This is a genomic window from Dyella sp. (assembly GCF_035685885.1).
Classification (GTDB): Bacteria; Pseudomonadota; Gammaproteobacteria; order Xanthomonadales; family Rhodanobacteraceae; genus Dyella.
Map to the genome: position 1 here is coordinate 1 of NZ_DASRZX010000041.1, position 17,102 is coordinate 17,102.

Annotated in this window: 15 protein-coding genes; 8 read left to right on the forward strand and 7 right to left on the reverse strand. The window is 66.1% G+C overall.

The window, feature by feature from the left end; all coding sequences use genetic code 11:
- From VFG49_RS04910 to VFG49_RS04920, 3 genes are all read right to left on the reverse strand, one after another.
- Window positions 1–935 (reverse strand): DedA family protein/thiosulfate sulfurtransferase GlpE (locus tag VFG49_RS04910; RefSeq protein ID WP_324858397.1); only part of this gene is annotated, 935 nt, incomplete at its 3' end.
- 114 nt (window positions 936–1,049) lie between these two features.
- The gene (gene ggt, locus VFG49_RS04915; RefSeq protein ID WP_414649059.1) at window positions 1,050–2,840 is read right to left on the reverse strand and encodes a gamma-glutamyltransferase; all 1,791 of its coding nucleotides are present in this window, start codon (window positions 2,838–2,840) and stop codon (window positions 1,050–1,052) included.
- Between the two features lie 137 nt (window positions 2,841–2,977).
- Window positions 2,978–4,195, reverse strand: coding sequence for an MFS transporter (locus tag VFG49_RS04920; RefSeq protein ID WP_324858398.1), 1,218 nt, complete (start codon window positions 4,193–4,195; stop codon window positions 2,978–2,980).
- A 135-nt stretch (window positions 4,196–4,330) separates the two neighbouring features.
- Between VFG49_RS04920 and VFG49_RS04925 the strand changes: the two genes are divergently transcribed.
- On the forward strand, window positions 4,331–5,332 hold the full coding sequence (locus VFG49_RS04925; protein ID WP_324858399.1) for a polyprenyl synthetase family protein: 1,002 nt from the start codon (window positions 4,331–4,333) through the stop codon (window positions 5,330–5,332).
- Window positions 5,333–5,429: 97 nt separating this feature from the next.
- Here VFG49_RS04925 and VFG49_RS04930 read toward each other — a convergent pair whose 3' ends face one another.
- The 3 genes from VFG49_RS04930 to ubiH are packed head-to-tail and all read right to left on the reverse strand — an operon-like array spanning window position 5,430 to window position 8,698.
- Window positions 5,430–6,218: a dienelactone hydrolase family protein gene (locus tag VFG49_RS04930; protein ID WP_324858400.1), complete on the reverse strand. Its 789-nt coding sequence runs from the start codon at window positions 6,216–6,218 to the stop codon at window positions 5,430–5,432.
- Window positions 6,219–6,248: 30 nt separating this feature from the next.
- The gene (locus tag VFG49_RS04935; RefSeq protein ID WP_324858401.1) at window positions 6,249–7,469 is read right to left on the reverse strand and encodes a UbiH/UbiF/VisC/COQ6 family ubiquinone biosynthesis hydroxylase; all 1,221 of its coding nucleotides are present in this window, start codon (window positions 7,467–7,469) and stop codon (window positions 6,249–6,251) included.
- A complete protein-coding gene (ubiH, locus tag VFG49_RS04940; RefSeq protein ID WP_324858402.1) occupies window positions 7,466–8,698 on the reverse strand; it encodes a 2-octaprenyl-6-methoxyphenyl hydroxylase in 1,233 nt (410 codons plus the stop codon). The genes VFG49_RS04935 and ubiH overlap by 4 nt, the downstream gene beginning before the upstream one ends.
- A 103-nt stretch (window positions 8,699–8,801) precedes the next feature.
- Between ubiH and VFG49_RS04945 the strand changes: the two genes are divergently transcribed.
- Genes VFG49_RS04945 through VFG49_RS04960 form a run of 4 tightly spaced genes read left to right on the forward strand, consistent with a single transcriptional unit; the run spans window position 8,802 to window position 11,580 of the window.
- Window positions 8,802–9,404, forward strand: coding sequence for a hypothetical protein (locus VFG49_RS04945; protein ID WP_324858403.1), 603 nt, complete (start codon window positions 8,802–8,804; stop codon window positions 9,402–9,404).
- A 5-nt stretch (window positions 9,405–9,409) separates the two neighbouring features.
- Window positions 9,410–10,078: a hypothetical protein gene (locus tag VFG49_RS04950; protein ID WP_324858404.1), complete on the forward strand. Its 669-nt coding sequence runs from the start codon at window positions 9,410–9,412 to the stop codon at window positions 10,076–10,078.
- 6 nt (window positions 10,079–10,084) lie between these two features.
- Window positions 10,085–10,651, forward strand: a complete 567-nt coding sequence (locus tag VFG49_RS04955) for a cob(I)yrinic acid a,c-diamide adenosyltransferase (RefSeq protein WP_324858405.1) — start codon at window positions 10,085–10,087, stop codon at window positions 10,649–10,651.
- A gap of 8 nt (window positions 10,652–10,659) precedes the next feature.
- Window positions 10,660–11,580 carry a histone deacetylase family protein gene (locus VFG49_RS04960; protein WP_324858406.1) on the forward strand — a complete coding sequence of 307 codons (921 nt, stop codon included), beginning with the start codon at window positions 10,660–10,662 and terminating at the stop codon, window positions 11,578–11,580.
- A gap of 109 nt (window positions 11,581–11,689) precedes the next feature.
- Here the strand turns inward: VFG49_RS04960 and msrB are convergent, their stop codons facing one another.
- Complete coding sequence (gene msrB, locus VFG49_RS04965) at window positions 11,690–12,091, reverse strand: peptide-methionine (R)-S-oxide reductase MsrB (RefSeq protein WP_324858407.1); 402 nt, start codon at window positions 12,089–12,091, stop codon at window positions 11,690–11,692.
- A gap of 86 nt (window positions 12,092–12,177) precedes the next feature.
- Between msrB and VFG49_RS04970 the strand changes: the two genes are divergently transcribed.
- The 3 genes from VFG49_RS04970 to pdxA are packed head-to-tail and all read left to right on the forward strand — an operon-like array spanning window position 12,178 to window position 17,055.
- Window positions 12,178–14,640, forward strand: a complete 2,463-nt coding sequence (locus tag VFG49_RS04970) for an LPS-assembly protein LptD (protein WP_324858408.1) — start codon at window positions 12,178–12,180, stop codon at window positions 14,638–14,640.
- Between the two features lie 38 nt (window positions 14,641–14,678).
- On the forward strand, window positions 14,679–16,028 hold the full coding sequence (locus tag VFG49_RS04975; protein WP_324858409.1) for a peptidylprolyl isomerase: 1,350 nt from the start codon (window positions 14,679–14,681) through the stop codon (window positions 16,026–16,028).
- 7 nt (window positions 16,029–16,035) lie between these two features.
- Window positions 16,036–17,055 (forward strand): 4-hydroxythreonine-4-phosphate dehydrogenase PdxA, encoded by a 1,020-nt coding sequence (gene pdxA, locus VFG49_RS04980; RefSeq protein WP_324858410.1) that lies wholly within the window; start codon window positions 16,036–16,038, stop codon window positions 17,053–17,055.
- Window positions 17,056–17,102 lie beyond the last annotated feature (47 nt).

Sequence of the window (17,102 nt, forward strand, 5' to 3'; positions counted from 1 at the left end):
TCCAACCGCTGCACCGGAAACCCCGCCGTCTCCCACGCATCCAGTCCGCCCAGCAGCGGTCGCACGCGCTTGTAGCCATGCGCCATCAGCGCTTTGGCCACCAGTGCCGCCGATGCTTCGTTCGGGCAGGTGCAATAGATCACCAGTTCAGCGTCCACCGGCACTTCCGCCGCGATGCGATCCACGCTGCTCACGTCGGCCAGCAAGGCTCCAGGAATGATGCGTCCGTCCATCGCCCGCGAAGCATCCGAGCGCACGTCCACCACCACGGGCATGCGGCCCGACTCGATCGCTGCATTGAGTTCGTCGACGCTGATGCGCGCCATGCGCAACGTCTTCAACAGGCGATGACGCTGCCACCACTTGGCGATGATGTAGAGGGCCAGCAGGCAGCCGACGAGCATCAGCGCCACGCTGCCCGCGTTGGCCAACGCCTCGATCACGCCATCGACCTGGTCGGCAAACACATAGCCCAGCGACACCGCCACGCCCACCCACAACAGCGAGCCGATGCCGTCGAACAGGGCGAACGGAACGACACGCAACCCCATGGCGCCAACCAGCGGTGGCGCCACGGTGGAAAGACCGGGAACGAACTTGGCCAGCAGCAGCATGCCTCCGCGCCAGCGCTGGAAGCGCAGCTCCGATTGCTTCACGCAGGAGTCGGGCGAGAGGGAGATGCGGCAGAGCGTGCGCATCACGCCGCCGCCGAAGTAACGGCCGGCCAGGTACCAGGCGAAATCGGCCAGCAGGCAGGCCACCAGCGCCACCGCCAGCACGCCGCTGAGCGGCAGCTTGTCCATCGCGGCCAGCGCGCCGGCCACGATCATGGTGGGTACCGCAGGCACCGGTGCGCCGGCCTGCTCCACCAGCACGTTGAGGAAGACCAGCAGCAGGCCGTATTGGGCAATCAACTCGACAATATGGTGGGCCATGGAAAACCTCGACCGTTGGCGCCTCGGTGCTTCCAGATCAATGGGGTTGCGCAATGCGAAAACAATCCACTTTCCGACCAGCCGGGCTTCCCGGGAACGGGCTGCCGCCGCGCCTCAGTAGCCGATCACCTGGCCGTCCTTGCGCATCTCGGTGGCGCCCCAGTACACGCGCTGCCTGGCATCGAACAGGATGGCCTCGTAACCGCCGAAATTACCGGTACCGGGCTCGATCGTGTAGCCGCGGCGGGCCAGTTCGGCTTTCACCTGCGGATCGAAGCCGGATTCCATCTCGACCTTGCCGACACCCTGCGAAGGCTCGCCCGTCGGCTCGGCATTGCCGTAGTGACGCCAGCGTGCCGCGTCGCCGGCATCCTGCACGTTCATGCCGTAGTCGATGATGTTGGCCAGCACCTGCACGTGGGCTTGTGGCTGCATGTCGCCACCCATCACGCCGAAGGCCAGGTACGGACCACCGTCCTTCATCACGAAGCCGGGGATGATGGTGTGGAACGGACGCTTGCCGGCGGCATAGACATTCGCGGCCTTCGGATCGAGCGAGTACAGCTCGCCGCGATCCTGGAACATGAAGCCCAACCCGTCCGCCACCAGACCCGAACCCATACCGCGATAGTTCGACTGGATGATCGACACCATCATGCCGTCCTTGTCGGCGGTGGCGAAGTACGTGGTGTCGCCGTCGAACAGGCGCGGATCGCCCGGCCCGATCGAGGGGTTGGCGCGCTCAAGATGGATCTCCTTGCGCCGCTGCTCGCCATAGCCTTCGGAAATCAGGCCACGCATCGGCACCTTCACGAACCTGGGGTCTGCATAGAACTTCGCCAGGTCTTCGTATGCCAGACGCTTGGCTTCCAGCATGGCAGTGAGCGCATCCGCACTGCCCACGCCCATGGTCTTGAGGTCGAAGCCCTTGAGGATCTGCAGCATTTCCAGCGCCGCGAAACCCTGTCCGTTCGGCGGCAACTCGTAGACATCGTAGCCACGATAGTTCACTGACTGCGGTGTCACCCACTCGCCGTGATAAGCGGCGAAATCGTCATAACGCAGGTCGCCGCCGATGCGCTTGAAATAGCCGTCCATCGTGCGGGCTATCGCGCCCTTGTAGAACGCGTCGCGGCCGCCCTCGGCGATCATCGTCAGCGTGCGGGCGAGATCCGGGTTGCGGAATACCTCGCCTTCGGCTGGCGTATGCCCGTCGATCAGGTACGTGTGCCGCGCATTGTCCAGCTCTTCGATCAATCCCTTCTGTTTTTCGAAGGCCGCGAAGTTGCCCTTCCAGTATTTGGCGACGAGCTGGGTGATCGGAAAACCATCCTTCGCATAGGCGATGGCTGGCGCCAGATCGTCGGCCATGGACAGCTTGCCGAACTTCTCATGCAGCGCGAACCACGCATCGACGGTGCCGGGCACGGTCACCGGCAGCGAGCCCACCGCGGGAATGTGTTCCTTCAGCGGCATACCGGCCTTGGCGTAGGCTGCCTTCACTTCGGCCTGCATCTTCGCCAGGCCACGCCCTTTCGCCGACGGGCCGGAACCGTTGTAGCCATAGAGCTTGTGCGTCTTCGGATCCCACACGATCACGAAGCAGTCGCCTCCGATGCCGTTGAGCACGGGCTCCATCAGACCGAGCGCAGCGTTGGCGGCAATCGCCGCGTCCACTGCGCTGCCGCCCTTTTTAAGGATGTCGATGGCCACCTGCGAAGCCAGCGGCTGCTCTGTCGCCGCCATGCCATGTTGCGCGATCACCGGCGAACGCGATGCCCATGCATAGCCGGAATAGCGATCGCCGCGCCCGATATCGGCGGCGGCGACGTGGCCAACGCACAGGCTTGTCATGGCGGCCAGCGCCGCAACCACGGGAAGGCGCGAAGAGCGAAAGGCGGACATCGGGAAAGCCTCGTCGTCGAAGAAAGACGCGCGACGCGGCAGCCTCACCTGCCACGTTGCACCAGCCTGTCCTCATACACCGCAGGGCGCTCCCATGCCAAGGAACGCCGCCGCATCCCGATCACTGGATGGCCGCGTCAGGCGCCGTGTACGACGGGGATCGCCTCGATGGATGCTTCGTTCGCCCGGATGCGACGCGCGCCCGACAGCACCAGCGGCAGCCACAGCAGGGTCATCGCCGCGGCGCAAAGGAACACGCCCGAGGTACCCAGCTTGCCGAGCGCGATGCCACCGACGGCACCGCCCACGAACGCGCCAAGGAACTGGCTGGTGGAATAGGCGCCCATGGCGGCACCGCGCAGCGGAGCGGGCGCAAGGCGGGAAACCAGGCTGGGCAACGCGGCTTCCAACAGGTTGAACGCCGAGAAAAACACCGTGGCGGCTACGCCCAAGGCGGCCAGATGGTTGCCGGACCAGGCAAAACCCAGCAGTCCCAGGCCGATGGCCACCACGCAGATGCCCACGATGCGCAGGCTTTGCGCAACTTCGCGCATGCGGTGCAGGCAGGCGCCCATCACGAAGGCGGCGATCACCATCACCGGCAGGTACAACTCCCAATGACGGCTCACCGGCAATTGCAGACGCTCGGCCAGCAGCAGCGGCAAGCCCACGAAGCTCGCCGTCAGCAGCATGTGCAGGAAGAACACCGAACCGTTCAACACCAGCATGCGCCCGTCGCGCAGCATGGACAGTACGCTGCCGAATGCAGCGGCGGCCGGCGCCTGCTGGCGCTGCGGCGTCGGTACGATCAACCACAGCAGCACCAGCGCCGCCAGCGCCAGCAGCGAGGTGGCGCCGAACAGGCCAGGCAGGCCGCCGATCGCCTCCAGCGGCGGTCCAAGGATCAGCGCGAGCAGGAACGCCACGCCGATCGACACGCCGATAATGCCCATTACCTTGCCGCGGTTTTCTTCACGCGTGAGATCGGCCGCCAGCGCCGTGCCCGCGCCCGCCACGGCGCCCATGCCCTGCAGGGCGCGACCTGCCACGATGCCCATCAGGCTGTGCGAGAACGCCGCCACCAGCCCGCCCACGGCAAACACCAGCAGGCCCAGGGTGATGGCCGGCTTGCGCCCGATGCGGTCCGACAACAAGCCCAGCGGGATTTGCAGCAAGACCTGCCCAAGCCCGTAAACGCCCAGCGCCAGACCGATCAGCAGCGGCGTCGCGTCCGGCATCTTCTGCGCGTACAGCGAGAACACCGGCATGATCAGGAACAGGCCGAACAATCGCAGGCTGATCACGCAGGCCAGCGTCAGCGCGCTGCGTCGCTCGAGTGGGGAAAGTTTGCTCACCGGAGGGTTCTTCTGAGGGCGGTTCTGCGCCGATTATACGTTTGACCCCGCAAATCCTGACGCGGTGCCGTGTCGCGGCGGTTTCTTGCGGTCATCTCTCTCTATAATCAATGGACAAGACGCCGCGACTTCCCCATGACCACGACTCACGCCGACACTCGCCGTACCGCCGACTTTGCCGCCGTCAAAGGACTCGCTGCCGGGGACATGCAGCGCGTTGACACGCTGATCCGCACCCGCCTGTCCTCCGACGTGGTGCTGATCAACCAGATCGCCGACCACATCATCGCTGGCGGCGGCAAGCGCCTGCGCCCGATGCTGCACGTACTGGCCGCCAATGCCGCCGGCTACCACGGCGATCAGCACATCAAGCTGGCGGCCGTCATCGAGTTCATCCACACCTCCACCCTGCTGCATGACGACGTGGTGGACGAGTCGGACCTGCGCCGCGGCCGCAAGACCGCCAACGCGCTGTGGGGCAACGCCGCCAGCGTGCTCGTCGGTGATTTCCTCTATTCGCGCTCGTTCCAGCTGATGGTCGAGCTGGACGACATGCGCGTGATGCGCATCCTGGCCGACACCACCAACACCATCGCCGAGGGCGAGGTATTGCAGCTGCTCAACATCGGCAATGCCGACGTGGACGAGGCCGCCTATCTCGCGGTGATCGAACGCAAGACCGCCGTGCTGTTCGCCGCCGCCACCGAACTGGGCGCCCTGCTGGGCGGCCTGCCGGCGGATCAGGTAACCGCCCTGCGCCGTTACGGCATGGAACTGGGCTACGCGTTCCAGATCGCCGACGACCTGCTCGACTACGTCAGCGACGCCGACACGCTGGGCAAGAACATCGGCGACGACCTCGCCGAAGGCAAGCCCACGCTGCCGCTGATCTACGCCATGCAGAGCGCCGACGAAGAGCAGAAGCGCTCGTTGCGCCACGCCATCGAGCACGGCGGGCTGGATTCGCTGGACCGCATCATCGCCGCCATCCGCGATTCCGGTGCGCTGGAACGTACGCACGAGCGCGCTGTGTTCCACGCTGATGCGGCCCGCGACGCACTGCGCTCACTGCCCGATTCGCCGTGGCGCGATGCCATGGCGACGTTGGCGGATTATTCGGTGCAGCGGAGTTTCTAAGTCCTTGCGAGGTTGGATCGCGCACTGGGTGCGCTCCTACAAGAGCACCGTGACCTTGTAGGAGCGCACCCAGTGCGCGATCCGACCCGCCGAACCTTTACGGCGTACCCGCAAACGCCGCACGCAACCAATCGTGCATCAGCCGGTAACTGCGCTGCGCGGCACGCTCGTCGTACATGCAACCGGGCTTGTGCTGGTCGGTTTCGGTAAAGCAATGCACCGAGTTGCCCAGTACCACGAACTGCCAGTCGGCCTTGCTGCCGCGCATCTCGTCCATGAACTTGTCGGCGTCGGGCATGGTGCCCTTGTCGTCGGCGCCATTCATCACCAGCACGCGCGCCTTGATCTGCTTGGCGAGCGAAGGATCGTCCGTCTGCAGGCCGCCATGGAATGACACCACCGCGGCCACGTCGGCACCACTGCGCGCCAGGTCCAGCACCGCCGAACCGCCGAAGCAGAAACCAATCGCGGCAAGCTTGGTGAGGTCGAGCGGAGCATCCTTGGCCTGCGCCTTCAGCTGGTCGAGCGCCACGTCGACGCGCTTGCGCATCAGGGCACGATCACCGTACAGCGTCTTCACCGCTGCCATGGCCTGGTCGTCGTTGGTGGGACGCACCGTCTCACCATACATATCGGTGACGAGGATGACGTAATCCTTGCCAGCAATGCCTTCGGCCTTCTTGAGCGCGCCGTCGTTCACGCCGTACCAGTTGGGCACCATCACCAGGCCCGGGCGCTTGGTGGCGACGGCGTCGTCGTAGACCAGCACGCTATGGAACTTGGTGCCGTCCTGTGTCCATTCGACGGGCTTGTGCACCATCTTGGCCTGGGCGGCGAAGGCAAATCCGGACAGCAGGAGCAAACAGCAAAGGCGGGCCATGCGCATGACTTTCTCCTCGTTGCGGTTTCAGAAGGGTCAGAAGCCGGATGCGTGTTGTGCGAGCCGGCGCTTGAGCGGTGACAGTCGGTCGAGCAGGCGCACGCCAAGCCCGCGTGCGGCGACCAACGGTGGTGCGGTCCAACCATAGATGCGTGCCAGCGCATCGAAGCTGAGCGCATCGAGCGTGTCGGCGCTGCGCTGGCGACGCGCGTAGCGGCGCAGTACTTGCGGCGCAGCGATATCGACGCCAATCTCGCGCGCCTCGACCAGTACGTCGCGCAACTGGGCCACGTCGCGAAGCCCGAGGTTCACGCCTTGCCCGGCCAGCGGATGCACCGCATGGGCCGCGTCGCCGAGCAGCACGAAGCGCTCGGCCTGATAGCTTTTCGCCAGCTGCAGACGTAGCGGAAAGGCAGCGCGAGCCGTCGCGCAAAGCATGCGGCCCAGTCGAAAATCGCTGGCCACACCCAGTTCGTGCAGGAACGCCTCGTCGTCCAGTGCCATCACACGCTGCGCCTGCGCCTCGGGCAATGACCACACGATCGAACTGCGCCCGTCGGCGAGCGGAAGCAAAGCCAGCGGCCCAGTGTCCAGGAAACGCTGCCACGCCGTGCCCTCGTGCGGCCGCTCGGTGCTCACATGGGCGACCACGCCGCGCTGCGCGTAATCGCGCCCCTGCGTTTCAATGCCTGCCAATGCGCGCAGCGGTGAACCCGCGCCATCGGCGGCTACCAGCAGGCGCGCGGAGAGGATCGGCGCTTCGGCGCCGTCCAGGTTCAGTTGCACGCGGTCTTCCAGCACCTCGAACCCGCTGACCTGCGCGGGGCAGATACGGCGCACGCCAGCCGGCTCCAGCGCCTCCCACAGCCGCCATTGCACGAGGTTGTTCTCGACGATGTAGCCCAGCAGGTCGCGTCCTTCGTCGGCGGCATCAAAATGGATGGCCGCACCGGTGGCAGCGTCCCATACATGCATGTGCGCGTATGGGCCCGCACGGGACGCGCGAATGGACGTCCAGACATCCAGATCGTCCAGCAAGGCAACGGACGAAGGCGCAAGGCCAACTACGCGCAGGTCCACTTCGTCCTTGGCCGACCACGGTGCCGGCGCACGGGCTTCGACGAGTGCCGTGGCGAATCCGGCACGCGCCATCGCCAGCGCGGTCGCCGCGCCCACCATGCCGCCACCCACCACCACCACGTCCAGCGCCGGGCCACGGCGACGCGAGGATTCTCCACGCACGGCTGGCACGCTCATGGCAGGCGCTCCAGCACTGCGCGCGGCGGCTCGCTACGAAAACCCATGCCGCGTCGCGCGAGAAAACGTTGCAGCGGCGGCACGCGATCGAACGCCAGCATGGCCATCGATCGCAAGGGCGCCAGCAGCGGCTGCGGAAGGCAGGCCAGCTGGACCAGTCCGTGGCTCATGGCCATGGTGCCCTCGCGATCTGCCGCACGGCGAAGCGCGTAGCGCTGCAGCAGTGCTTCGTCACCGGGGTCATCCGCGTCGGCCACCATTTCAGCGAGCGTCAGCGCATCGCGCAGGCCGAGATTGAAACCCTGGGCACCGATGGGATGCACGGTCTGCGCGGCATTGCCCACCAGCACCGTGCGCGTCGACACCAGTTCGCGCGCGGCCACGCGCTGTATCGCGTAAGGATGGCGCCGGCCCGGCCGGCTGAGCCTGCCCAGGCGCCAGCCAAAGCGTTCCTGCGCCAGCGCGATGAATGCATCGTCGTCGAGCGCGGCAACGGCGTCGGCTTCCTCGCGCGGCACGGTCAACACCAGTCCGCAGCGTCGGCCGGACAAGGGCAGCAAGGCCACGGGGCCGTTGTCGGCAAAGCGCTCATAGGCACGATGGTCGTGATCACGCTCCGGCGTCACCGTGCAGACGAACAGCGTCTGCCCGTAGTCGTGGTGCTCGGCAGCGATACCGGCCTGGTCGCGTACGAACGAGGCGGTGCCGTCAGCGCCGACCAGCAGCGGGGTGTCGAGCTCGAGCACGCCATCGGGCGTGCGGATGCGTGCATGCCAGCCATCCGCGTGGGACTGGAGTTCCTCCAGCCGCCCCGGGGCCACACGACGCAACCGCGTGCAGCTTTCCAGCCGCGCAAGCAAGGCCGCGCCCAGCTCACGCGCTGGCAGCGTCCAACCCAGTGCGTCGACACCCTGTTTCCCGGCATCCATGCGCACGCTGCCGAATTCGCCGGCGCGCGTGACGTGGATGTGACGAATGGGCGTGGCCTGGGCCGCTGCATGCGGCCAGACGCCGATGGCCGACAGGCCGTTCACGGTGGCGCGCGCCAGGGCGAGATTGCGCTCGTCATAACTGGGCTGCTCGCCGACGCGTGGCGCGGCGGCCTCGACCATCACTGCATCCACGCCCGCCACATCCAGCGCGATGGCCAGGCTCGCGCCAACCAATCCGCCGCCGACGATGAGGACAGGCTGGCGCCCGGCGATACCTTGGGGAAGTGGGGTAGTCATGGGCCCGCATGATACGCGTTGCAGGCGGCCGTCCCCATCTGGGGCCTCGCCAATTGCGATAGACTTCCGCCCCTGCACTCAGCGCAACACTCTGGAGCACTTCATGGCTACGACGCAAAACCAGCGGCTCGGCATCTTCCTCGCGCTCGCCCTGGTGATGGCCGCGACCCGCGTACATCTTTCGCTTTTCCACCATGACGTGTGGGACGCTTCCTGGGCCATCTTCTTCCTGGCCGGCTTGTGGCTGCGCGGCTCGTTCCGCTGGGCCTTCCCGCTGCTCATGGTCGAGGCCGTGCTGGTCGACTACGTCGTCATCAGCAACCAGGGCATCAGCTTCTGGGATCACTACTGCGTGTCGGCGGCCTACTGGTTCCTGGTGCCGGCCTACCTCAGCCTGTGGCTGGGCGGCAGCTGGCTGGCGCGCCAGCAGCCGGGACTGAACCTGCGTGGCCTGGGCATGGCAGCCGTCGCCGCGATCGGCAGCTGGCTGGCCTGCTACGTCGTCTCCAACGGCAGCTTCTACTGGCTCAGCGACAGCGTGCCCCAACCGCGCAGCATCGGCGCCTGGGTCGCCAACATGGGCGACTGGTACCTGTTCTTCCTTGAAGCGACCATGCTCTACATCGCGCTCGGCCTGGTGGTGCATGCCTTGGCGACCCAGTTGTCGCGCACGCTGGGCCACGCGACCCAGCCGGCCCGGAAGTAAGGGCGATGGCGGCGACTGGGGAGACCGCCGCCGTCAACCGCACCGAACGGTTTTTCCGTTGGGTATGGCGTGTCAACGGCCTGTTGTTGCTGGCTGCTCTCGCGGGAGCGGCGATCGGCTTGCTCACTCTCGTGTTGAACGAGAGCCATGGAACACCACGCAAGTCGACGGCAACGGCCGATGCGCCGGCCGGAGCACTCCACCTGGGCGTGTTCGAGCCCGTCGAAGGCACCACGCTGTTCACGGCATCGCTGCTGGACGGCTATCAGTCCTATTCGGGCAGCGGCTCCGGCGGCGACGAGCCGGCCAGCCGCAATACGCTGATCTATGACGCCGCCGATGGCAGCAAGCATTGGCTGCTGCCGGATCATACGGCCACGCTGTGCAACATCGACCAGCTGAGCAAGAGCGACAGCAGCAGCGCTCCGCCACTGGCCTGGACGTGGACCGCGCGCGACTCGCAAGGCCGCTATCACATCAGCATGGCGGATCAGGCGGGCAGGCAGGCGCAGGTGTTGCTCGATGCAGACGACTGCTACGACCACGCCTATGCCCAGGACGGCCACGCCGTGATCTTCTTCAGCCAGCAAGGCAGGCCCGTGGTGAGCGTCGTCGACATCGCCACGCGCCAGGTGCTGCGCACCGACGCCCTGCCAGAACCTCAAGCGAACTGAATCATCATGGGCAATCGTCTTTCCAAGATCTATACACGCACCGGCGACGATGGCAGCACCGGCCTCGGTGACGGATCGCGCGTCGCCAAGGATTCGCTGCGCGTGTCCGCCTACGGCACGGTCGATGAACTCAACAGCACGATCGGCATGGTGCTGGCCTCCGATGGCGTGGCCGACGACGTGCGCGAAGTGCTGACGCAAGTCCAGCATGACCTGTTCGACCTCGGCGGCGAGCTGTGCATTCCCGGCATGGCGATGGTGGAAGACCGCGACATCGAGCGGTTGGAACAGGTGCTCGACGGCTTCAACGATCCGCTGCCGCCGCTGAAGGATTTCATCCTGCCGGGCGGCGGCATGCCAGCTTCGTGCTGCCATCTCGCGCGCACCGTGTGTCGCCGCGCGGAGCGTGAAGTGATCGCGCTGGCGCGCGTGGAGGAAGTACGACCGCAGGCGCAGCGCTACCTCAATCGCCTGTCCGACCTGCTGTTCGTGATCTCGCGCGTGCTCGCCCGCGCGAGCGGCCATGGCGAAGTGCTGTGGCAGCACGAGCGCCGTCGCAAGCCGACGGTGTAAATCCGACCATGCTGCGGCTCTATACCCACGCCAGTTGCCTGCAGCACGATCCCGGTCCGGACCAGCCGGAATCCCCGGCACGTCTGCGCGCGGTATTGCAGGCGCTCGACCAAGACCGCTTCGCCGCGGTGGACCGCATCGAGGCGCCGCGAGCCACGCGCGAGCAGCTGCTTCGCGCGCACACCGCCCAGCATGTCGATCACGTCCTCAGCGTGCTGCCGGAAGATGGGACCGTGCGCCTCGATGAGGACACGCTGATGTCGCCCGGCTCTGCCGAGGCTGCAATGCGCGCGGCCGGTGCCGCCGTGGCCGCAGTGGACACCGTGCTCGGCCAGGGAGGCAGGGCGTTCTGCGCGGTGCGGCCGCCGGGGCATCACGCCACGCCCGATCGCGCGATGGGTTTCTGCCTGTTCAACAACGTTGCGGTAGCTGCGGCACACGCCATCGCGGCCCATGGACTCAAGCGCGTCGCGATCGCGGATTTCGACGTACACCACGGCAACGGCACCCAGGACATCTTTATCGCCGAGCCGAAGGTTTTGTTCCTGTCCAGCCACCAGATGCCGCTCTATCCCGAGACGGGTCGCGAGGACGAACGTGGCGCCGGCAACATCGTCAACGCGCCGCTTTCGCCCGGCGACGGCTCATACGAATTCCGCGAGCTGTGGGAGGGCGTGCTGCTGCCGCGCATGCACGCGTTCAAGCCGCAGCTCGTGCTGGTGTCCGCCGGTTTTGACGCCCATCGCAACGACCCACTGGCCGACCTGCGCCTGGGCAGCGAGGACTATGCGTGGATCACCAGCCGGCTGGTCGCCGTGGCCGAGGCGCATGCCCAGGGCCGCCTGGTCTCCACGCTCGAAGGCGGCTACAACCTGCTGGCCCTGGCCACCAGCGTCGCCGCCCACGTCGGTGAGCTGATCGAACCCTGACCGGCTTTATGCAGGAGCGCACCCGGTGCGCGAACACGGCCGGGCAACATTCCTTGCTACGTAGGCTTTTCGCGCACTGGGTGCGCTCCTGCAGGGGCAACGCTCCGCCTCACGCCATCGGCAGAAAATCCAGGGCCACCGAGTTGATGCAGTAGCGCAGACCGGTCGGCTTGGGACCATCGGGAAACACATGTCCCAGGTGGGACTCGCACGACGCGCAACGCACCTCTGTGCGGCGCATGCCGTGGCTCTCGTCCTGAGTCAGGCTCACCGCGGTCCTGGCGATGGGCTGGAAGTAGCTGGGCCAGCCGGAGCCGGAGTCGTACTTCGCTTCGGAAGCGAACAATTTCGAGCCGCACGCCACACAGACGTAAGTGCCTGCGGCCTTGTTGCGGTACCACTTGCCGCTGAACGGCGGCTCGGTGGCCGAACAGCGACACACCGCGTACTGCTCTGGCGTGAGCTTGTCGCGCCACTTTGCATCGGTCTTGCCCGGATCCTGTTCGTTCACGAAACCCTCCTTCGGGTCATGTCCAACTGCCTTCCATGGGGGCTTTCTGCTAGTTTTACGAGCCTCCCAGCCGACAGACTGCCATCGTGACGCCCAAGCCGACTTCGCGCCACCTGCCCCCGCGCCGCCTGCTGGCGGTTGCTGCCGCGCTCGCCCTGTTCGGTGGTCCGGTCGAGGCGCAGTCGGCGCCGGACCAGCCCGCGGCCACGACGGCACCGCCGTCGAACACGCCGCCGCCGGCCGTATCCAACTGCCCGCTGGGCGCCTTCCGCTGTGCGCCCCGGCCGCTCAACTATTCGATGTGCCGGCCCAACGCCATGTTGTCGTTCTACGACCCGACGTTGAGCAAGGACAGCTCGGTCCGCGAGACCTCCAATACCTACGTCACCGCGCAGCGCGTCGACAGTTCCAACCAGACGGTTTACCACCTGGAAGGCGACGTGAAGATGGAGCGCGCCGACCAGCGCATGCAGGCCGACGTCACCGACTACAACGACGAAACCACCGACTATGACGCCCGCGGCAACGTGCGCTACCAGGAAGCCGGCCAGCTCATGTCGTCGGACCACATGCGCGGCAACCAGGACGCCAGCACCGGCATCGCCGACAACGTCGCGTACCAGATGCTGCAGAGCCGCGGCAACGGCACGGCCAAGCAGGGCCAGATGCTGGATGACCAGCGCAGCCGCTACACGCAGGCCACCTACTCCACCTGCGATGTGGGCAACCATGTATGGGAGATCCGCGGCAAGGACATCCGCATGGACAAGGAGACCGGCGAAGGTGTCGCGCACGACGCCACGCTGAGTCTGGGCGGCGTACCGCTGCTGTACATGCCGACCTTCACCTTCCCGATCGACGACCGGCGCAAGAGCGGCTTCCTCACCCCGACCATCGGCAACTCCAGCCGCTCGGGCCTGATGGTGAGCGCGCCGTACTACCTCAACCTGGCACCCAACTACGATGCCACGCTGGACCCGCGCATCTATACCGAGCGCGGCGTGCTGCTGGGCGGGGAGTTCCGCTACCTAACGCCGGGCAACACGGGGCAGCTCAACTTCGAGTTCCTCCCCAATGACCGCGGCGATCCGACGCCCGGCAGCGATGACGATACCAAGGGCGACAATCGCTGGTTGCTGAAATACAACGACGCCTCGCACCTCTACGGGCCGTGGACGTTCAACACCTCGATCAACCGCGCGTCCGACCGCAATTACCTGCGCGACTTCGGCAACGACCTGTACACCGCGGCGATCGGCACCCTGGCCTCCAGCGCTTACATCAACGGCGGCGGCATGTGGGGCAAGGCATACTGGGGCGCGCAGTTCGGCGCCGACTACTACCAGAATGTCGACCCTTCGCTGTCCGACTCGGTGGTGCAATACAAGCGGTGGCCGCGCGCGGCGTTCAATGTCGACTATCCGATCAACCGCTGGCTGGACGCCGGCGCGAATGCCGAAGCCGTGGCCTTCCGCAAGGACAACGTGGTCGAAGGCGATCGCCTGGACCTCTACCCATACATCGCCGCCGACTTCCGTGGCGCGGCGTGGTTCGTCAAGCCGAAGGTGGCCTACCGTTACACCGACTATGACCTGACGGGGCAATACGATCGCTATGGTTACTACGGCTTGCTGGGCACAGGGCAGGCCTCGCCGTTCACCAGCGGCTCGCCCAGCCGTTCGCTGCCCATCGTCAGCGTCGACAGCGGGCTGATCTTCGACCGCAGCACCTCGCTGTTCGGCACCAACTACACGCAGACGCTGGAGCCGCGCCTGTACTACCTTTACGTGCCGTACCGCAACCAGGACAACATTCCGCTGTTCGACACCAACCTGATGTCGTTCGACACCTGGCAACTGTTCACCACGAACACATATTCCGGTGCGGACCGCCAGATGAATGCGAACAACCTCAGCGCGGCGCTGACCACGCGCCTGCTCGACGACAACGGCGTGGAGCGGCTGTCGGCCACGTTCGGCCAGATCCGCTACTTCACCCAGCAGCGCGTACAGCTGCCCAACGGACCGACGACTTCCACCCCGGCCACCGACTGGTCCGGCTCCGACTACGTGGCCGAACTGGGCACCCAGCTCAACGACGACTGGCGCCTGTCCACCCAGTACCAGTGGAACCCGAACACCCGCCTGACCGACATGGGCGCGTTCACCATCCAGAAGCGCATCAAGACCGACGGCATCATCAACTTCTCGTACCGCTTCCGCCGCTACCCGGGAAGCATCACCGAGATGCTGGAACAATATGACGCCTCGGTGGTCTATCCCCTCTCCGACCGCTGGCGCCTGCTTGGCCACTGGACCTATTCAGTGCTCGACAAGAAGACCGTGGAAGCCCTGGCGGGCGTGGAATACGACAGCTGTTGCGTGGCGGTGCGCCTGGTCGGCCGGCACTACGTGAACACCTACAACTATTCCACCCAGCTGGGCTCGGCCAACAACGCCATCATGTTCGAGATCGAGTTCAAGGGCATGGGCGGGTTCACCGGTCAGTCGGAAAACGCCCTGCGCAATGGTATTCTTGGTTATCAATAACTTCCCTGTCGCCTCCGGCGATTGAAGGCCCCCGTCTGATGAAGCAGCCCCTCGCGTTGTTCCTGCTCGCGATCGCCACCGCGACCGCCCCGCTCGCCCATGCCCAGCTCCTGCCGCAAGCAGCGGGCACGGGCAAGCAGCCGCTCGACCGTATCGTGGCGGTGGTGGACGAGGGTGTGATCCTGCAGAGCGAGCTGAACGAGGCCGTGCGCTCGGTGCAGCAGCAGTACGCCCGCAACCCGGGCCAGCTGCCGCCGATGGACGTGCTGCAGCGCCAGGTGCTGGACCGTCTCATCCTGATGAAGCTGCAGGTGCAGCGCGCCGACGACCAGGGCATCCGCGTGTCCGACGCCGACGTCGACCAGGCAGTCAACGCCGTGGCCCAGCAGAACCACATGACCGCCGATCAGCTGCGCGGAGCCGTGGAGCAGGATGGTTCCAGCTTCGCCGCCTTCCGCCGCCAGCTGGGCGACCAGCTCATTGCCCAGCGCCTGCATGACAGCGTCGTGCGCGACCAGGTGACCATCACCGACAGCGAAATCAACAACATGCTGGCCAGTCCGTCCTACAAGGCGGGCGAAGTCCACCTGGCCCACATCCAGATCAGCCTGCCTGCCGGCGCCGAAGCGGGCGACATCAAGGCCGCGCAGGACAAGGCCACGCAGGCCATCGATGCCATCAAGGGCGGCATGGATTTCCACGCCGCTGCCATCCGCTATTCCGACGGCCAGGATGCCCTGGAGGGCGGCGACCTCGGCTGGCGCCGCATGGACGAGATCCCGCCTGCCTTTGCCGACGCCGTGAGCAACATGAAGGCTGGCGACGTCTCACCGGCCATGCGCGGCCCCACCGGCTTCCATATCCTCAAGCTGATCGAGCAGCGCGCGCCCAGCCGTCAGGTCGTGCAGGAGTTCCACGCCCGCCAGATCCTGATCAAGCCCAGCGAACTGCTGACGCCGGAGCAGGCCCACCAGAAGGCGGAAGACCTGTACAACCGCATCGTCAACAAGCACGAGGACTTCGCCAAGCTGGCGAAGGAAAACTCCAAGGACGACACCACCGCCAACAACGGCGGCGACATGGGCTGGTTCGCGCAGAACGAATGGGGTTCGAGCATCGCCCAGCACATGGGTGAGATGAAGGACGGCCAGGTCTCGCAGCCGTTCCAGAGCGAAGCCGGCTGGCACATCATCGAACGCCTGGGTACCCGCCAGAGCGATCGTACCGACGAAATGGAGCGCAACCAGGCGCGCCAGGCCATCGGTAACCGCAAGGCCGAGCAGGTTTACGACGACTACCTGCGCGAGATGCGTTCGGCTGCGTACGTGAACGTGCTGGTGCCCGAGCTGCGCGATCCCAACGACGCGCAGGCCAACAAGTCCTCCTGAGGCCGCATTGAACTCCCACGCCCTGCCACGGCTGGCCGTTACCGCGGGTGAGCCGGCGGGGATCGGGCCCGAACTGTTGATCTCATTGGCCGCCACTTCGCTGGCGGCCAATTTCGTTGCGATCACCGACCGCTCCTTGCTGGAACGCGCCGCCGCACGCTGTGGCCAGTGCATCGAGCTGATCGATGACGATGGCACCGATGTCACCGAGCGCCTGCCGGGGCAGCTGCGCGTCCATCACGTCCCTCTTGGTGCCATCGAACAGCCGGGACAACCCGACTCGCGCAACGCAGCGCACGTGCTGGCCACCCTCGCCGAGGCCGCCGACGGCTGCATGGCGGGTCGCTATGCGGCGATCGTCACGGCGCCGCTGCAGAAATCCTCGATCAACGAAAGCGGCACCCGTTTCAGCGGTCACACCGAGTTCTTTGCCGAACGCGCTGGTGCGGACGTGGTGATGATGCTCGCCAGCCCCGAGTTGCGCGTGGCGCTCGCCACCACCCATCTGCCGCTGTCGAAGGTGCCATCCGCCATCACTCGTGAAACACTCGAACGCGTGCTGCGCATCGTCCATCACGAACTGCAGGCGAAGTTCGGATTCGCCGCGCCACGCATCGCCGTGCTCGGCCTGAATCCGCATGCTGGCGAAGGCGGGCATCTCGGACACGAGGAAATCGACACGATCATCCCGCTGCTCGATCAGCTTCGCGCCGACGGCATGACGCTGATCGGGCCGCTACCGGCCGATACCGCCTTTGTTCCGACCCAGCGCAAGCGTTACGACGCGGTGCTGGCGATGTACCACGACCAGGCGCTGCCGGTGCTCAAGAGCGAAGCGTTCGATCGCACGGTGAACCTGACGCTCGGCCTGCCCTTCATCCGCACGTCGGTCGATCACGGCACGGCACTGGATCTGGCAGGCAGCGGGCGCGGCGATCCTTCCAGCCTAATCGCCGCAGCCAGGATGGCGCTCGAGCTGGTCGCGCGGAGCCAGCGCAGGAATCCACAGGTGGTGACGGCGAGCTAGCTGTGCGCACGCAGCCTCGGCCTCCTGCACTTCCGCTATACGCGTCC

What these genes read in the sequence shown, in the direction of transcription:
- ggt (WP_414649059.1), bottom strand. Translation starts at nt 2,840, where the DNA reads ATGTCCGCCTTTCGCTCTTCGCGCCTTCCCGTGGTTGCGGCGCTGGCC.
- VFG49_RS04925 (WP_324858399.1), top strand. Translation starts at nt 4,331, where the DNA reads ATGACCACGACTCACGCCGACACTCGCCGTACCGCCGACTTTGCCGCC.
- VFG49_RS04930 (WP_324858400.1), bottom strand. Translation starts at nt 6,218, where the DNA reads ATGCGCATGGCCCGCCTTTGCTGTTTGCTCCTGCTGTCCGGATTTGCC.
- VFG49_RS04935 (WP_324858401.1), bottom strand. Translation starts at nt 7,469, where the DNA reads ATGAGCGTGCCAGCCGTGCGTGGAGAATCCTCGCGTCGCCGTGGCCCG.
- ubiH (WP_324858402.1), bottom strand. Translation starts at nt 8,698, where the DNA reads ATGACTACCCCACTTCCCCAAGGTATCGCCGGGCGCCAGCCTGTCCTC.
- VFG49_RS04945 (WP_324858403.1), top strand. Translation starts at nt 8,802, where the DNA reads ATGGCTACGACGCAAAACCAGCGGCTCGGCATCTTCCTCGCGCTCGCC.
- VFG49_RS04950 (WP_324858404.1), top strand. Translation starts at nt 9,410, where the DNA reads ATGGCGGCGACTGGGGAGACCGCCGCCGTCAACCGCACCGAACGGTTT.
- VFG49_RS04955 (WP_324858405.1), top strand. Translation starts at nt 10,085, where the DNA reads ATGGGCAATCGTCTTTCCAAGATCTATACACGCACCGGCGACGATGGC.
- VFG49_RS04960 (WP_324858406.1), top strand. Translation starts at nt 10,660, where the DNA reads ATGCTGCGGCTCTATACCCACGCCAGTTGCCTGCAGCACGATCCCGGT.
- VFG49_RS04975 (WP_324858409.1), top strand. Translation starts at nt 14,679, where the DNA reads ATGAAGCAGCCCCTCGCGTTGTTCCTGCTCGCGATCGCCACCGCGACC.